This window comes from Rhizobium sp. BK538, assembly GCF_014197575.1.
GTDB lineage: Bacteria > Pseudomonadota > Alphaproteobacteria > Rhizobiales > Rhizobiaceae > Rhizobium.
This window is the reverse complement of the sequence record NZ_JACIFT010000008.1, coordinates 1-14,267: the sequence shown is the minus strand read 5'-3', so window position 1 is coordinate 14,267 and position 14,267 is coordinate 1. Positions and strand designations below refer to the sequence as shown.

The 14,267-nt window shown below is 58.2% G+C and carries 13 protein-coding genes and 1 pseudogene; 4 read left to right on the top strand and 10 right to left on the bottom strand.

Features of this window, described 5'->3' with window-relative positions; all coding sequences use genetic code 11:
• Window positions 1–9: 9 nt before the first annotated feature.
• On the top strand, window positions 10–897 hold the full coding sequence (locus FHX09_RS11365; protein ID WP_132591802.1) for a YicC/YloC family endoribonuclease: 888 nt from the start codon (window positions 10–12) through the stop codon (window positions 895–897).
• Window positions 898–900: 3 nt separating this feature from the next.
• The gene (gene gmk, locus FHX09_RS11360; protein ID WP_007800937.1) at window positions 901–1,566 is read left to right on the top strand and encodes a guanylate kinase; all 666 of its coding nucleotides are present in this window, start codon (window positions 901–903) and stop codon (window positions 1,564–1,566) included.
• A gap of 109 nt (window positions 1,567–1,675) precedes the next feature.
• Here the strand turns inward: gmk and rsmA are convergent, their stop codons facing one another.
• The 7 genes from rsmA to FHX09_RS11325 form a co-directional block, all read right to left on the bottom strand.
• Entirely contained in the window at window positions 1,676–2,503 is an 828-nt protein-coding gene (gene rsmA / locus FHX09_RS11355) for a 16S rRNA (adenine(1518)-N(6)/adenine(1519)-N(6))-dimethyltransferase RsmA (protein WP_132591804.1), read from the bottom strand.
• The gene (gene pdxA, locus FHX09_RS11350; RefSeq protein WP_184449983.1) at window positions 2,503–3,528 is read right to left on the bottom strand and encodes a 4-hydroxythreonine-4-phosphate dehydrogenase PdxA; all 1,026 of its coding nucleotides are present in this window, start codon (window positions 3,526–3,528) and stop codon (window positions 2,503–2,505) included. Before pdxA ends, rsmA begins: the two co-directional genes overlap by 1 nt.
• Window positions 3,529–3,533: 5 nt before the next feature.
• Window positions 3,534–4,484: a peptidylprolyl isomerase gene (locus FHX09_RS11345; protein WP_132591808.1), complete on the bottom strand. Its 951-nt coding sequence runs from the start codon at window positions 4,482–4,484 to the stop codon at window positions 3,534–3,536.
• A gap of 187 nt (window positions 4,485–4,671) precedes the next feature.
• Window positions 4,672–7,029, bottom strand: a complete 2,358-nt coding sequence (locus FHX09_RS11340; RefSeq protein WP_007800945.1) for an LPS-assembly protein LptD — start codon at window positions 7,027–7,029, stop codon at window positions 4,672–4,674.
• Window positions 7,029–8,117: an LPS export ABC transporter permease LptG gene (gene lptG, locus FHX09_RS11335; protein WP_132591810.1), complete on the bottom strand. Its 1,089-nt coding sequence runs from the start codon at window positions 8,115–8,117 to the stop codon at window positions 7,029–7,031. The genes FHX09_RS11340 and lptG overlap by 1 nt, the downstream gene beginning before the upstream one ends.
• Complete coding sequence (gene lptF / locus FHX09_RS11330; RefSeq protein WP_132591812.1) at window positions 8,114–9,292, bottom strand: LPS export ABC transporter permease LptF; 1,179 nt, start codon at window positions 9,290–9,292, stop codon at window positions 8,114–8,116. Before lptF ends, lptG begins: the two co-directional genes overlap by 4 nt.
• Before the next feature lie 97 nt (window positions 9,293–9,389).
• On the bottom strand, window positions 9,390–10,160 hold the full coding sequence (locus tag FHX09_RS11325; RefSeq protein WP_132591843.1) for a phosphatase PAP2 family protein: 771 nt from the start codon (window positions 10,158–10,160) through the stop codon (window positions 9,390–9,392).
• A 190-nt stretch (window positions 10,161–10,350) separates the two neighbouring features.
• Here FHX09_RS11325 and FHX09_RS11320 point away from each other — a divergent pair, with 190 nt between their 5' ends.
• Window positions 10,351–11,844 carry a leucyl aminopeptidase gene (locus FHX09_RS11320; RefSeq protein ID WP_132591814.1) on the top strand — a complete coding sequence of 498 codons (1,494 nt, stop codon included), beginning with the start codon at window positions 10,351–10,353 and terminating at the stop codon, window positions 11,842–11,844.
• Window positions 11,841–12,290, top strand: a complete 450-nt coding sequence (locus FHX09_RS11315) for a DNA polymerase III subunit chi (RefSeq protein ID WP_132591816.1) — start codon at window positions 11,841–11,843, stop codon at window positions 12,288–12,290. The genes FHX09_RS11320 and FHX09_RS11315 overlap by 4 nt, the downstream gene beginning before the upstream one ends.
• Window positions 12,291–12,293: 3 nt before the next feature.
• Here FHX09_RS11315 and FHX09_RS11310 read toward each other — a convergent pair whose 3' ends face one another.
• From FHX09_RS11310 to FHX09_RS11300, 3 genes and pseudogenes are all read right to left on the bottom strand, one after another.
• Entirely contained in the window at window positions 12,294–12,842 is a 549-nt protein-coding gene (locus FHX09_RS11310; RefSeq protein ID WP_132591818.1) for a GrpB family protein, read from the bottom strand.
• A gap of 61 nt (window positions 12,843–12,903) precedes the next feature.
• Window positions 12,904–13,830, bottom strand: coding sequence for a Gfo/Idh/MocA family oxidoreductase (locus tag FHX09_RS11305; protein ID WP_132591820.1), 927 nt, complete (start codon window positions 13,828–13,830; stop codon window positions 12,904–12,906).
• Window positions 13,831–13,926: 96 nt separating this feature from the next.
• A pseudogene (locus FHX09_RS11300) lies at window positions 13,927–14,082 on the bottom strand (polysaccharide deacetylase family protein); the annotation flags it as partial.
• Window positions 14,083–14,267 lie beyond the last annotated feature (185 nt).

Here is a 14,267-nt window from a genome sequence, read left to right as displayed (position 1 = left end):
GAGGCTCGCATGGCTTTGCAGTCCATGACCGGTTTTGCGCGGCGTGAGGGCACGAGTGGCCGCTGGCGTTGGGCCTGGGAACTGCGTTCGGTCAACGGCAAAGGCCTGGATCTGCGCTTGCGCCTCCCGCCGGGGCTGGAGCGCATGGAGAATGACGTGCGTCGGCTTGCCGGCGAGCGCTTTAGCCGCGGCAATATGCAGGCGTCGCTGTCCGTCTCTGCCGGTGAGAGCCGCATCGAAACCGTTCTCAATCAGGAAGCTCTCTCCGCAGTGCTCGCTCTGCGGGACCAGCTTGGCGGCATCATCGATCCCGCGCCGTTGCAACTCGATACTTTGCTCGCTATTCGAGGCATTATCGAATTCCGGGACAGGGAAGACGGCGATGAAGCGATTGCAGCGCGCGATTCCGACATTGTCGATGGCTTGATTGCCGCCCTTGTCGATTTGCGGCAGATGCGGGAATTGGAGGGCGCCGCATTGTCGCGCGTACTGCTGGACCATGTCTCGACAATTGAGGGACTGACGCAGGTGATCGAGCGTGATCCTTCCCGCTCTCCGCAAGAGATCGCTGGCCGGTTGGCCGCGCAGGTCGCAATGCTCATGGACGGGTCGGGAAAGCTGGATCGCGAGAGGTTGCATGCGGAAGCTGCTCTGCTCGCCACGAAGGCGGATCTTCGTGAAGAGATCGATCGCCTGAAGGCGCATGTGGTTGCCGCTCGCGACCTGCTCAGCAAGGGCGGCCCGGTCGGGCGCAAGCTTGATTTCCTTGCACAGGAATTTAACCGAGAATCGAATACTATCTGTTCGAAGTCGAATTCGGCCGCCGTTACCGCCGCCGGCATCGAGCTGAAAGTGGTCATCGACCAGTTCCGCGAGCAGGTCCAGAATCTGGAGTGATACATGAGCCCGGCCCACTCGAGCACACCAACTAAAATTGCCCGGCGCGGGCTGATGCTTGTCCTGTCCTCGCCGTCTGGTGCAGGCAAGTCGACGATTGCCGGCAACCTCCTCAGGGACGACCATAGCCTCGAAATCTCTGTCAGCGTTACGACCAGAGCCAAGCGGCCCAGCGAAATTGCCGGTAAGCACTACCACTTCATCACTGTCCCGCAGTTCGAGAGGATGCGAGACGCAGGCGACCTGCTCGAATGGGCGGAGGTGCACGGTAATTTCTACGGTACGCCGCGGGAACCCGTGGAATCCGCGATGGCCGAAGGTCGCGATATGCTGTTCGATATCGACTGGCAGGGTGCTCTGCAGCTTCAGGACAAGATGAAGGCTGATATCGTCTCGATCTTCGTGCTGCCGCCCACCATGACCGAACTGCAGTCGCGCTTGCATCGTCGCGCAGAGGATTCGGAAGAGGTCATTCGTACGCGGCTTCTGAATTCTCGCGCCGAGATCGAACGCTGGCGCGAATATGACTATGTCATCGTCAACGACGATCTCGACGAAGCGTTTCGCAACGTGAGCTGCATCGTCAATGCCGAGCGCGTCCGCCGGGACCGACGCCACGGCTTGTTCGACTTTGTTAACGGCCTGTTGACGGAAGAGCCGAAGCTCTAAGTTCAGCAAGTTTGAAGCGAAGGCATTTGCGAGCCGGTCCGCTCGACGTTACCACCTGTCTCCAAGGGTCTAAGCTATCGCTCTGCGTGAGAGATCGCCTGCACGTTACCTAGAGGCAATTCGCCAGTCGAACGAACTCGGCGACCGAAAGCGTTTCGGCGCGGCGCTGAGGATCTACGTCCGCCTTATTGAGCAAGGCTTCGCCCCCGAGGGGTTTGAGGCTTTGCCGCAGCATTTTTCGGCGCTGGCCGAAGGCTGCATGGGTCACCTTTTCCAAATCGGTGACCGAGCAGGGGATGGGGTTCTCGTTCGGCGTCAGATGGACGACCGTCGACGTGACTTTCGGCGGCGGCGTAAATGCCTGCGGCGGTATATCAAACGCCATACGCGCGTTCGTACGCCAGCCGCAGAGCACGCCGAGACGTCCATAGTGGTCGTCGTCTTCGGTCGCGACGACGCGCTCTCCCACTTCCTTCTGGAACATCAGCGTCAGCGATTCCCAGAAAGGCGGCCACTGCTTCGGGAGGATCCAATTGACCAGCAACTGCGTCCCGACGTTGTAGGGAAGATTGGCGATGATCTTCACACGGCCATCGGGTGCCAAAGCTTCGAAGTCCGTCTTCAATGCGTCGCCTTCGATGACCTCGAGCCGCCTAGGATAGTGGTCCGCAATTTCGGCGAGGGCCGGTAGGCAGCGAGAGTCGCGCTCGACGGCGACAACTTTCTTTGCGCCAAGTGCCAGAATGGCGCGCGTCAAACCGCCCGGACCCGGGCCGACTTCGAAGACCGTGACCCCCTCCAGCGAGCCGGCTGTTCGAGCAACCTTCTGCGTCAGGTTGAGATCGAGCAGGAAGTTCTGGCCGAGGGCCTTTCGTGCATCGAGGCCATGGCGTTGAATGACGTCGCGAAGAGGCGGAAGCCCATCCAAGGCAGCCATCAAATGCGCCCTTCCGTGGTGCGTCCGAGGTGGCCTGCGAGCTTTAGGGCCGCGACGAGGCTGCTTTCGCGGGCAAGCCCTTTGCCGGCAATGCCGAAGGCGGTGCCATGATCAGGCGAGGTGCGCACGAAGGGCAATCCAAGTGTCACGTTGACCGAGTCGTCGAAACCAAGCGCCTTGGCCGGTATCAGGGCCTGGTCGTGGTACATGCAGATCGCAACGTCGTAGCGCGCCCTGGCCTCATCGTGGAACATGGTATCGGCGGGCAGCGGCCCAATTGCGTTGATGCCCTTGGACCTCAGAAATTGAATGGCCGGCTTGATGACCGCTTCATCCTCTTTGCCGATGGTACCATCTTCCCCCGCGTGCGGATTGAGACCGGCAATTGCGAGGCGGGGACTCGCGATCCCGAAGCGAGACCTGAGATCGGCATCGGCAATTCGGCAGGTCTTGATGATGAGTTCCGCATTGAGTGCTTGAGGCACATCCTTAAGGGGAATATGGATCGTGACCGGAATGGTGCGGAGCTTTGGACCAGCGAGCATCATCACCGGCATGGCCGCTTGTCCAGTCGCTCGTGCGGCGAGATCTGCCAGAAACTCGGTGTGCCCGGGGAAGGGGAAGCCGGACTCATAGAGCACCGACTTGGCGATTGGATTGGTGACGACGCCAAGGGCCCCACCTGATATCGTCAGCGATACGGCTTTTTCGATCGCGGCGATCGTGGCCTTGGCTGTCGCGACATGGGGCTCACCCGCAACCACCTCAATACCTGCAGATATGGGAAGCACGGGGAGGGCGTCGACAAAGACGTCATTGGCGTTGGCGCAATCGGTCTCGCGAATGGCAACCGTCAGGCCCAGCAGCTTGGCACGCAACGCCAACACATCAGGATCGCCAATAAACACGAACGGAGGAAGACCAAGCTCCCTACGTCGCATCCAGGCCAGCAATGTAATGTCAGGGCCGACACCAGCCGGATCCCCCTGACTCAGAGCAAGCGGGCGCGAGAACGAGATCGTCATTTTGCTCAGGGACGCATGATCTGCGCCTTCTTGCGCAGTTCTTCCATGTATTTCTGGGCGTTCGGATTCTCCGGAGGTGCGTTCTTCCCCGCCTTCGCCTTATCGAGATCTTCCTGGCGGAACACCAATTCCGCAGCCTGGTCATCGGAAACCTGGCGCTGGCTGCAGATGGCAATGTATTCAACGCCCCTGTCCGTTACGCGCGTGGCTGTCGTGTTGCCCTTAGCCTGCTCGACAAGCGGCTTCCATTCGGCCGGAAGTTCCGGCGCGAGAACACGACCGAGCTCGCGCACCGATACGTCGCGCATCGTTGCGGCAAACACCTTGGCCTGCTCGCAACCTGGATACTTCGACCGGGATGCTTCGGCCTCGCTCTTGCGCTTGCCTACGATGCCCTTCTTGCTGGCGGGGACGACGAAGATCATCTGCTGCAGAATATATTCCGTGGTTTCCGGCTTCTGTTTGTTCTCCATCATGCGCGCAACAAGGTCGGAATTCGACATACGGGTGCTTGAGCCGTAGCGTGCATTGACAAGACGCGGCCAGCTCATCTGCACGGCAATAAAAGCCTTGAAATGCACGACACCGACGCCGGCGCGCTCGAGAATCTGCGTCATCTGATCGGTCGTCAGCTTGTTGCCGGTCGCAAACCGCGCGAACGATGCATCGACGTCGTCCTTGGAAACCGACATGCGCACGCGCGCAATTTCCTGCTGCTTCAGCGTCTGGTCGATCAGTTGCTCTTCTGCAGCCTTGGCATCTGCCTTCTGGTGCTGCAGCCGGAGGAATGCCTGACGCTTGGCAACATCACCGCTGGTAATTGCTGTGCCGTTGACGACCACCCTGACTTCGCTTGCAGCGAAAGCTGAGCCGGTCCGAGGCGAGGCAAAAGCCGCCAGCATCGCGAAAGCCGCGCCGGCAATCATCGTCGTTACGATTTTTCTTGCGCCAATCATCTATCGACCCTTCCCATTGACGCCGCGCATTTACGTCGCGGCGCGCATACCTTCTCGAGACAAACGGGCACTGCCGCTCTAAATTGAAAATTCAGCATATGCCCCAGATATCAACTGGCGACAATGTCCTGCATAGTCTTACGGCGAAAGAAAGGCCCTTTCTTTCGCCGTAAGACTGAACTCGCCGTCAATTCTGGTAGATGGTTGTGTTGGTATCCACCGCGCCGCCGAGGTTGATGTCGCCGAGCGTGCGGAAGGTCAACCTGGCGCCGATACTCCAGTCGCTAGCGGTTTCGGCGGTGGTATCACGCTTCTCGCTATATGCGATCGTAAAGATCGTGCATTCGTCCTCATAGGTCAGACCGAATGTTTTCCTGACGATGCTGTTGTCCTGAAGATCCCAGGCTATGCCGCCAAATACCGACCAATAATCCTTGAACTTAACAGTTCCCTTGGCCTGGATCTCATCGTTGTCTTCAGCAAAGCCATACTCTGGCTGTGCTGAGACATGCGTGTAAATCAGCTGGCTTTGGAGATTGTCGTTCTGGAAGCCAGCCGTGAAATCGCCGCGACGGAAACCCAAGCTCTTTTCGTCAAGCCGATAGGAGGCTGCAAGGGCGAGGCCCTGCGGCGTTTCGATGCCGCCGAGACCGACAAAGTCGGACACGTCACTTTCCAGACCGGAATCCGCACCGACATTCACCAGATCGGCTGTGTCGAAAGAGTTCTGGCCGCCCAGCTGGTAGGATTGCCCGAAAATGCCGTGCAGCTTGTAGCCATTGTCGAACGTGCCGGTGTACTGGAAGCCGACATTAGCGCGTGTGCCGCCTTCGATGCGATCATAGCCCGAGAACTTGTCACGCTCGAAAAGATTGGTCGCATCGAACACGAAGCTCTGTGCGTCTTCATTCGGAAGACCGCCAGCAAGGCGTTCGTCAGGCCGTGCGTAGATTTGAACGATGGGTTCGAACAGGTGCGTGCTGTTTTCGGTCGTCCCGAGGATCGGATAGCGCATCTCCAGTCCGGCAGTAAACATCGAACGCGTCGCCGCATTGCTGTCATCATAATTGCCATCATAGACAAACGTACCGGAAGTAGGCGGTGGCGTCATGTTCAGTGCCAAGGCATCGCCACGGGCAGCGAGCAACGGCGTGATCAGGAAACCCTCAGGCGTGACAAACGTCCGCTTCCATTCCAGTTCGCCCGTCAGGCGGGACGTCTGGCCCTCAAGGCCACGGAACCGGTCGAAGCCCGCGACACTGTAGAAGTCGTCATGGGTGCGCGACAGGTTCGTGAAGTTGACGTCGGCGGAAAGTTCGCCCCCGGCTAGCGGCTGCGGCGCCACGAAGTGATAGTCCATCACCGGATAGACGATCGCCTGTTGCTTCTCCTTAACGTCGTTCGGATCGGCGTCCTGAACGTCGAAATAGAACGAACGCAGATCGAAGTAATTCCGTTTGCCGAGACCGGTCAGGTAGACCTGATTTGTCTGCGTTGAGTTGTCCAGCCCTTTTAGACTATAGGTCCGAGAAAAGTTATTGTCGCTCTGCGCCATAACGTCCCAGCCGAACGCCCAGCGCGGATTGATCCTGAAATCTCCCTTGGACGCTACAACGCCGCGGAAGTCATTTTCGGCATCACTGGTGCCGGGCGTAAAGGTCTCCGGGCTGAGCTGATTGATACCAGCCATGCGCAATATGTGCGTGCCGTTTTCGAATCGCTGACGATATTCCGCGTCCAGAAGGAAGCCCTGGGTCGTATAACCTGTGCCCGTCACCGTTATATCGCTGCTCGGCGAAATAACGTAGTAATACGGGACGGAAAGACCGAAGCCGAGATTTTGAGCGGTGACAAAGCTAGGAAAGAGGAAGCCAGACTTCCGCTTCACGGTGTTGTCGGGGACTTCGATCCACGGCACGTAGGCAAGTGGATGACCAAGGAGCTCAAAGCGCGCTTTTTCGAGGCGAATCGTGTGCTTGACGCCGTCCTGAATGACACGCTCAGCCTTGACCTGCCAGAAGGGAGGCCGTTCCGGTTTCTCGGCGCAAGGCAAACAGGCAGTATAGACGCCCTTGTTCAGGATCATTTGCGTGCCGCCAACACGCTCGCCGGTTTCAGCAACCAGGCGCGTATTGTCGGCGGTCTCGATTCTGAGTGCGTTTACGAAGCCGTTTCCAAAGTCGTCTGTGACATCAAGCTTGTCGGCGTACATGCGGTTGCCATCGGGGCCGATGAGTTCGACGTTGCCTAGCGCCATCAGGCGCCCAGTCTGCTGATTATACTCTACGCGCTGCGCCACCATCCTGTAGCCGCCGTAGTTAATCTGCACGCCGCCGATGGCCGAAACGATCTGCGCGTCCTTGTTATAGACGAGTTCGTTTGCCGACAGAATCAGCTTCTGGTCGTCCGATACGTTCGGCTTCAAACCTTGCAGGGCATCCTGCGCGAAGGCAGCAGGAAAGCCATTGGAATAGGTAGACAGAGCTGCGCCTACGAACAGGGCAACCAACTGTTTACTAAGAGTCTTGCGGTCGCCTGCCGCCACTAGCCATCCTCCTGATGAAGCAGAATTGTTGCACCCAAAGCCAAGGCAACGGTGACCGGAATCCACGTCGCCACGAAAGGCGGGACAACCCCACTGCTTCCGAATGCTTTTACAAGCACGGTGACCACATAAAGCACGAAGCCTGACAGGATTCCACCCAGAATCACTGACCTCGATTGGTTGAACCGGCTAAATTTTAGGGACACTGTTGCAGCAATGAGAGTCATGGCGACAAGTAGCAGTGGTTGGGACAACAACGAATGAAATTGCGTCTCGAGAGCCTTGGTCGGAATCCCAAAGGATTTCGCGGCGTCGATTCGGCTCGAAAGATCAAAAAATCCAATACTTTCAGGGGCTGTTAGCCTCTGCTGGACGAAATCCTGTTTCAAATTGGTGCGGACACGCACCTCATCCTTGCGCGCCGCGACTTCGCCGGGACGGCGCTCGACAACGTTCTTTAGAAGCCAGTAACCATCTTCCAATTTTGCCGACGCGGCGTCCTGTCTCAGGATGATGTGGTCGGTCGAATCGAAATGCACGAATACCGCATCCATCAGTAGCGTGCCGTTCTCGAGAACCGTATGCGCACCTATGATCGCATCGTCGCCACCGCTGATCTGCCGAAGCCACGGAACTTGCGTTGCGGTATTCGGCCCTGAGCCTTCTCCGCGCCAGTTGCTCTCCACGATGGCGGCCTGGCGTTGCCCCCATGCTGCCAGCGGATTGAGGACAGTCATGACCAGGATGCCGAGCAAAAAGGCGCCGATAAGGAAGGGCGACATGAACTGCCAAACCGAGATGCCGGCAGCGCGCGTCACGACCAGTTCGTATTTTCTGTTGAGGCCGATCAAAACCGTCATGCCCACAAAGAGGGCAATGAAGGGAACGGTCTGCTGCAGGATGAGCGGCAGGCGCACGGCTGTCATGACGAGGCCCCCGGTCACGGTATAGCCGGGAAGGCCCGAAAGGCGGCCGGCCGTCTCGCTGAAATCCACGAGGTAGACAATGCCAATCACGCCGAGAAAGAACCACATTGTGGTCAGCACATAGCGACGGAAGAAATAACGGCCGAGCGTCCCGAAGATCATGCACTGCCTCCCGCGGAGGGGTCCGCCGACCGGCCGAAGCGTTGCAGCAAGCTCTGCCAAGATGCGGCGATGCGGTCGCTCATTGCGGACACGACCGACAGACGCTTGTGATGCGACAGGGATGCGATTGCGAGGAGGCTGGCGATCACGGGAATCGCATACAGCACACCGATATACTCCGGATCGGTGTCGATCTGATTTGCTGCATAAAATGAGGCCCAACGAATCGCGAATGCAAAGATGAGCGCCGCCACCATCGGATGCAGCCGCGCTTCACGATGGGAGCGCGCATCGCCGGCAATCGCGAGTGAAATCAGCGCAAACACCATCGGCAGAGCCCAATCCGTCAGACGGCGGTGCAATTCGGCACGATAACTGCCGGGCTTGGCGATGTAGTCCTTGTCGTTCGGATCCGGACTAAGCAGGAATGGAAGCTCGCGGTCGGATGCACGAAGCGTTGCCTGACCGCGGTTCTGTGTCAGATCGGACAGGTCGAAAGAGTAGGAATCGAAGCGAATAACGGAGACGTCGCCGGTCTGCGTTTTGCGGTGAACCTCGCCATCATGCATGATGAGTGACGTGCCCTTCTCGTCAACTGCGCCTTCGCGTGCGTAGTAGATAAGCTCGAATGCAGGGTCACGCTCGTCAACGACAAACAAGCCCTTGAGCACACGACCGGCCAATCGCTCCGATATCTGCACGTAAAGTCCCGTATCGATGCGGCGGAAGTTCTTCTCCTCAATAACGGAGGAGAGCAGATCCGCATAGGCAGCCGCCACCATCTGGCGAACGCCGGTCTTGGCCTTTGGCTCGACGACGTTGTCTACCAGAAACGAAAAGGCGCTAATGACGGCTGCGAGGATAAGAATCGGGCGCAGGATGATACTGCGCTTGGCGCCTGCCGCATCGATGACGGTCAGTTCCGAATCGTTGTTCATCGTTGTCAGCGTCTGCGTGACGCCGATGACAAGCGCGAATGGCAGTACGATGGGAATGATCGACGGAAGGATCAGCGTTGCCAGCTTGGCGAACGAACCCATCGACTGGCCGCTATCGGTCACCAGATTGACGCGCTGCAGAACCTGAGTCGTCCAAATGATCGCGAGCACCGGCAACAGGGCAACGAGAAACATCTGGCCAACACGCCGGAGTATGTATGTTTCAAGCAGTTTCATTCATGCCCTTGAACGCCATTTGCGAACCGATGCCGCTATGCAGCGAAATCCATCTACGCTCTTTGGTTCGCTTTTGCGACAAGCGGGCGTCGAAAATTCATTCAAATTTCAATTTTTTTTTGCGCTGTTGCGAATCGGTGAGAGCAAGAAGACCTACGAAGACCACGACGGACGAAAGCCATCCGAGGACCACGTCCGAAAGATAGTGGGCGCCGAAAGCAACCCGCATGGCGGGCGCCAGAAACGAGATTGCAGCAAGTGGCAGTGCAAGTGCCGAACGCGCTGGCTGCGGTATCAGGAAGATAAGACAGAAAATCCAGCCGGCGCCTGCCGCTTCGCCGGAAATGAACGAGCAGTTCGACACGCATCGTCCGGCCATGGAGCCTGCCTGCACGAAGTCCAGATAGCCTCCAAAATCCAGCGTTTGGGACGGGCGCGGTCTGCCCCAGTATGTCTTGAGGATGAGATTTGTGAGGATCACGGGGCCGATAATCAGCGAGCCGAGAGCGATCTTGAACGCGCGGGCGCGTGTGACATTGAAAGTGGTTCCACAGTGCCAATAGCACTCCACCAGTTTCCACAGCAACACGATGGCGATGAGATACGGAAGCCGGAAAAAGAGCGTTCTCAGGAGCCCAAGGTACGTCTCATGCCGGTAGGGAAAATAACCGCAGTTCTCCCCGAGAGTCGCGGGAGCGCTGCATGTCTCGCGCACAAAAAAATGCGCCGACACGTCGATATCGATCTGCGGAAAGGCATTGAACAGCAGGAGCAGCAACCACCACAGACAGAAGAGGCCTACGAACGCATGTGTGGTATCGCTGTCAGGCTGCCGTACGCGCCAAGACGCCCTTGTCTTTGCCGACATTAGAAGAGAGAGCAATTTGGAATTCCTGTGGACTTAGTTCCACGGGAGGAATATGCGCCGAAGATGACATCCCGTTAACGAGTTGGCGGCTAGTCAAGCGGCCACGTCTTCGGTCCGAAGACTTGTCTTCGGGGGTGAAACCCGAAATGATCGGGTAAAGCGGATTTAGGACAATCCCACTGGAGAAGATATGTCAACCAAGTTCGATATTTCATTTGCAACCTCCGCCGAGATCGCCGGTGCCTACGCGGTCCTTCTGCAGGCAAGCGGTGCCGATTTTGCCGCCGGGGCCAAGGTCGCGGACCCAGCTGGGGTGATCTCGAGAGCGGCAAAGATCGCTGGCTTCTCCGCCAAGGCGACGACTGTATTGGATCTTGTCGCTCCGGAGGGTTCGGCAGCCGAGCGGCTTATCGTCGTTGGCCTTGGCAAGCAGGAGGATCAGACCGCTCACGATTGGCTCAAGGCCGGTGGTGTCGCGGCGTCCAAGATCAAGAAGGCCGAAAAGGTTGCGATCTTCGTCGATGCGCCGGGCGCCAGCGTCGGCGCGAAAGAGGCGGCGGATTTTGCGCTTGGAATGCTTCTGCGCGCCTACAGCTTCGACACTTACAAAACCAAGAAGAAGGACGAGGACGGCAATAACCGCAATGGACGGGTGGCGGTGACGATCGTTACCGCAAATGCCACTGATGCCGCAGAAGCCATCAAGGTCTCGGAAGCCGTTGCGGCAGGGGTCAATCTGGCGCGCGATCTCGTGAACGAGCCGCCGAATGTTCTGGGCCCGGTGGAGTTTGCCGCCAAGGCGAGCGAACTGGCGAAGCTCGGCGTCGACGTGGAAATCCTGACCGAGAAGGAGATGCAGAAGCTTGGCATGGGCGCCCTATTGGGCGTTGCGCAAGGCTCTGTCAGACCTCCGCGACTTGCTGTCATGCAATGGAAGGGCGGCAAGGACAATGAAAGCCCTATCGCCTTCATCGGCAAGGGCGTCGTCTTTGACACAGGTGGCATTTCGATCAAGCCCGCTGCCGGCATGGAGGAAATGAAAGGCGACATGGGCGGCGCTGCGGCGGTCACCGGCCTGATGCATGTCCTCGCGGTGCGCAAGGCGGCCGTGAACGCCGTGGGCATCATCGGCCTCGTCGAGAACATGCCCGACGGAAACGCCCAGCGCCCCGGCGACATCGTCACCTCGATGTCTGGCCAGACGATCGAGGTCATCAATACTGATGCCGAGGGCCGGCTCGTGCTCTGTGATGCGCTCTGGTATTGCAACGACCGCTTCAAGCCCAAATTCATGATCAATTTGGCAACGTTGACGGGCGCGATTCTTGTTGCGCTCGGCAACGTCCATGCTGGTTTGTTCTCGAATGATGACGAGCTCTCTGAGCAACTGACTGCGGCTGGGCTGACGACGAGCGAGAAGCTCTGGCGCATGCCGCTCGGTAAAGAATATGACAAGCTGATCGACAGCAAGTTCGCGGATATGAAGAACACCGGCGGCCGCCACGCAGGCTCGATCACCGCGGCTCATTTCCTGAAACGGTTTGTGCAGGATACGCCTTGGGCGCACCTCGACATCGCGGGAACTGCGATGGGGTCGCCACAGGACGAGATCAATCAATCCTGGGGCTCCGGCTACGGCGTGCGCCTGCTCGATGAGCTGGTGCGCGCCAACTACGAGTCATGACGGAAGTTCTGTTCTACCATCTGACGGAATCCAAATTGGAGGACGCCCTGCCGCCGCTGCTCGAGAAAAGTGTCGAGCGCGGCTGGCGGGTTGCCGTACAGTTGAAAGACGCGGCGCGGCGCGACCTGCTCGATCATCATCTCTGGACATTTCGCGAGGATAGCTTCCTGCCGCATGGCACTGATGAGCGGGGCCTGGCAGCAAATCAGCCGGTTCTCCTCACGGTTTCCGAAGGGAATGCCAACGCCGCGACAGTCCGGTTTATCGTCGATGGCGCGGAGCCACCTCCGGTTGAAACCTATCAGCGGATCGTCTTCATGTTCGATGGTCACGACCAAGAGCAGCTGGAAGGTGCCCGCGCGCAATGGAAGAAGCTGAAAGGTGAGGGGCACAGCCTGACATACTGGCAGCAAACATCCGAGGGGCGATGGGAGAAGAAGGCCTGAGCTCTATTGGCCCAGGCCGGAAGCCATCACGACCTCGTCGATGAAAGCCTGCTTTGCCTTGGTATACTGTGCGCGGCTTTCTGCATGCTCGCCGGCCAAGCCAACCTTCAGCTGCTCGTAGGCACGTGCGAGCCCGACATCGCTACGCAAGGCGTCGCGAAAGGCGATCATCCGGTTCCAGTTGTCGCCACGATACTCCACGACATGGACCAGATGGGTCCGGCTTTCATTCTTGATGCCGCGGCCGAAAATGTGATCGTCAGGAACGATGTCGCTACCGGCATAATCGTAGCCTATTGCTTCCATGGCGACGATGCAGCGCGGACCGTCATCCAGGTGTTTGACACCGACAAGTATGTCAATGATCGGCTTTGCCTTGATACCAGGAATGGCGGTGCTACCGACGTGCTGCATGTCGATTGCGATGTCCCCGAGCACTTGTCGGATGGCTTGCGCCTCGTTGGCATAGGCTTGTTGCCACAGGGTATTGGGTTCGGCGAGAGAAACCGTCATGTTCTTCAAGCCAAGACCATAAGACGCATCGTCTCGCATGCCGAACCTCCGCGACAGACCGTGAGCTCTTCACAATACTAGGAGGTTCGGCACGTTTCTATCAATCGTGAAACGCGTCGACGAATTTGCGCTTGCCGAGCATGAACGCGTCGGCAACATGGCGAAGAGGCGCGAGATCGACGTCGGACTTGCCGGCCTTGACGATTTCCGCGAAGCGACGGTAGAGCGCCGGATATTCCTCTTCCGGCGCCGAGAACTTCAGCTCGCCATTGACCGACAGCTTGGAACCGCCTTCCGCAAGCTGCACATGGCCGGCTTCCGTTTCCGCGAGGATGTCCCAGCTCTGCTTGCCGGTCTGTCGCCAGTCGAATTCGGCATAAACAGGCACGTCGTCAGCGTTCTTGAAATGCAGATCGGCAGCAATCGGTGCGTCGCGATTTTCCGGAAATTCGAGCGTTGCGCCCGTCAGGAAGATCGCTTTCGGCAGGATGTGAGTGACGATTGAAAGGGCGTTGATGCCCGGGTCGAAAACGCCGAGACCACCGGCCTGCCAGATCCAGTCCTGGTTTGGATGCCAATGGCGAACATCTTCCTTCCAGATGACGTGAACGCTCTTGATCGTCGTCGACGCGAGGAAGGACTTCGTGGCTTCAACGGCCGCCGCATAGCGCGAATGCCAGCTCGCAAATAGTGAAACGCCCTTGCTTGCAGCGAGACTTTCAAGATCGGCCACTTCGCTCAGCGTTGCGCCCGGAGGTTTTTCGAGAAAGACGTGCTTGCCGGCGGAAAGCGCCTTGTGTGCCGCTTCGTAGCGGTATTGCGGTGGCATGCAGAGGGAAACTGCGTCGATCGCCGGGACTGCATCGAGCATCGCATCGATCGTGGTGAAGCTCTGGATGCCCTCGACGGTGCCATGGCGGCTCGCCGTTGCAACGAGCTGGAAGTCGGAATTCTTTGCGATCGAAGGAAGGTGCTGGTCGCGGACGATCTTGCCGACGCCAACGATGGCGAGGTTGATAGGTGACATGCTGGTGGCTCGCGTTCGGTGTTTCACTCAAAAGTATGATTTATTTGGCGCCTGTTTTAACAGAAAGAAACCGGCGGGCAAGCGTCGATAGCCCCATCAGAGAGACGCCATCTCGGCGGGCGCTGTCGGCTTCTTGAACTGCAGCGTCACGACCTTATACCCCTCGGCCTCGAGCGTTGAAAGAAGCGTCGGCAGCATTGTCGCAGTGCGATTGTGGATGTCGTGCATGAGAATGATGCCGCGGCCGGGCTTATAAATGGTGAGACAACCTTGATGATTATAGTCAACGATCGGTTTCGATCGTCCGGGAATGCACAGAATAGTGCGGTGTCCAACTAGCTCTAGATCCCATGAGGAGTGAACAGCGGCCGACGCTCTGGCAGAGTGAGGCTGCATCAAAGCACTCGCTCAGAAGGAACAGGTTATGGAAGCCACAT

Excerpts from the sequence above, each read along its gene's own strand:
- FHX09_RS11325 (WP_132591843.1), bottom strand. The coding sequence starts at position 10,160 with ATGTCGGCAAAGACAAGGGCGTCTTGGCGCGTACGGCAGCCTGACAGC.
- FHX09_RS11315 (WP_132591816.1), top strand. The coding sequence starts at position 11,841 with ATGACGGAAGTTCTGTTCTACCATCTGACGGAATCCAAATTGGAGGAC.
- gmk (WP_007800937.1), top strand. The coding sequence starts at position 901 with ATGAGCCCGGCCCACTCGAGCACACCAACTAAAATTGCCCGGCGCGGG.
- FHX09_RS11305 (WP_132591820.1), bottom strand. The coding sequence starts at position 13,830 with ATGTCACCTATCAACCTCGCCATCGTTGGCGTCGGCAAGATCGTCCGC.
- rsmA (WP_132591804.1), bottom strand. The coding sequence starts at position 2,503 with ATGGCTGCCTTGGATGGGCTTCCGCCTCTTCGCGACGTCATTCAACGC.
- lptG (WP_132591810.1), bottom strand. The coding sequence starts at position 8,117 with ATGATCTTCGGGACGCTCGGCCGTTATTTCTTCCGTCGCTATGTGCTG.
- FHX09_RS11365 (WP_132591802.1), top strand. The coding sequence starts at position 10 with ATGGCTTTGCAGTCCATGACCGGTTTTGCGCGGCGTGAGGGCACGAGT.
- FHX09_RS11310 (WP_132591818.1), bottom strand. The coding sequence starts at position 12,842 with ATGCGAGACGATGCGTCTTATGGTCTTGGCTTGAAGAACATGACGGTT.
- lptF (WP_132591812.1), bottom strand. The coding sequence starts at position 9,292 with ATGAAACTGCTTGAAACATACATACTCCGGCGTGTTGGCCAGATGTTT.
- pdxA (WP_184449983.1), bottom strand. The coding sequence starts at position 3,528 with ATGACGATCTCGTTCTCGCGCCCGCTTGCTCTGAGTCAGGGGGATCCG.
- FHX09_RS11345 (WP_132591808.1), bottom strand. The coding sequence starts at position 4,484 with ATGATTGGCGCAAGAAAAATCGTAACGACGATGATTGCCGGCGCGGCT.
- FHX09_RS11320 (WP_132591814.1), top strand. The coding sequence starts at position 10,351 with ATGTCAACCAAGTTCGATATTTCATTTGCAACCTCCGCCGAGATCGCC.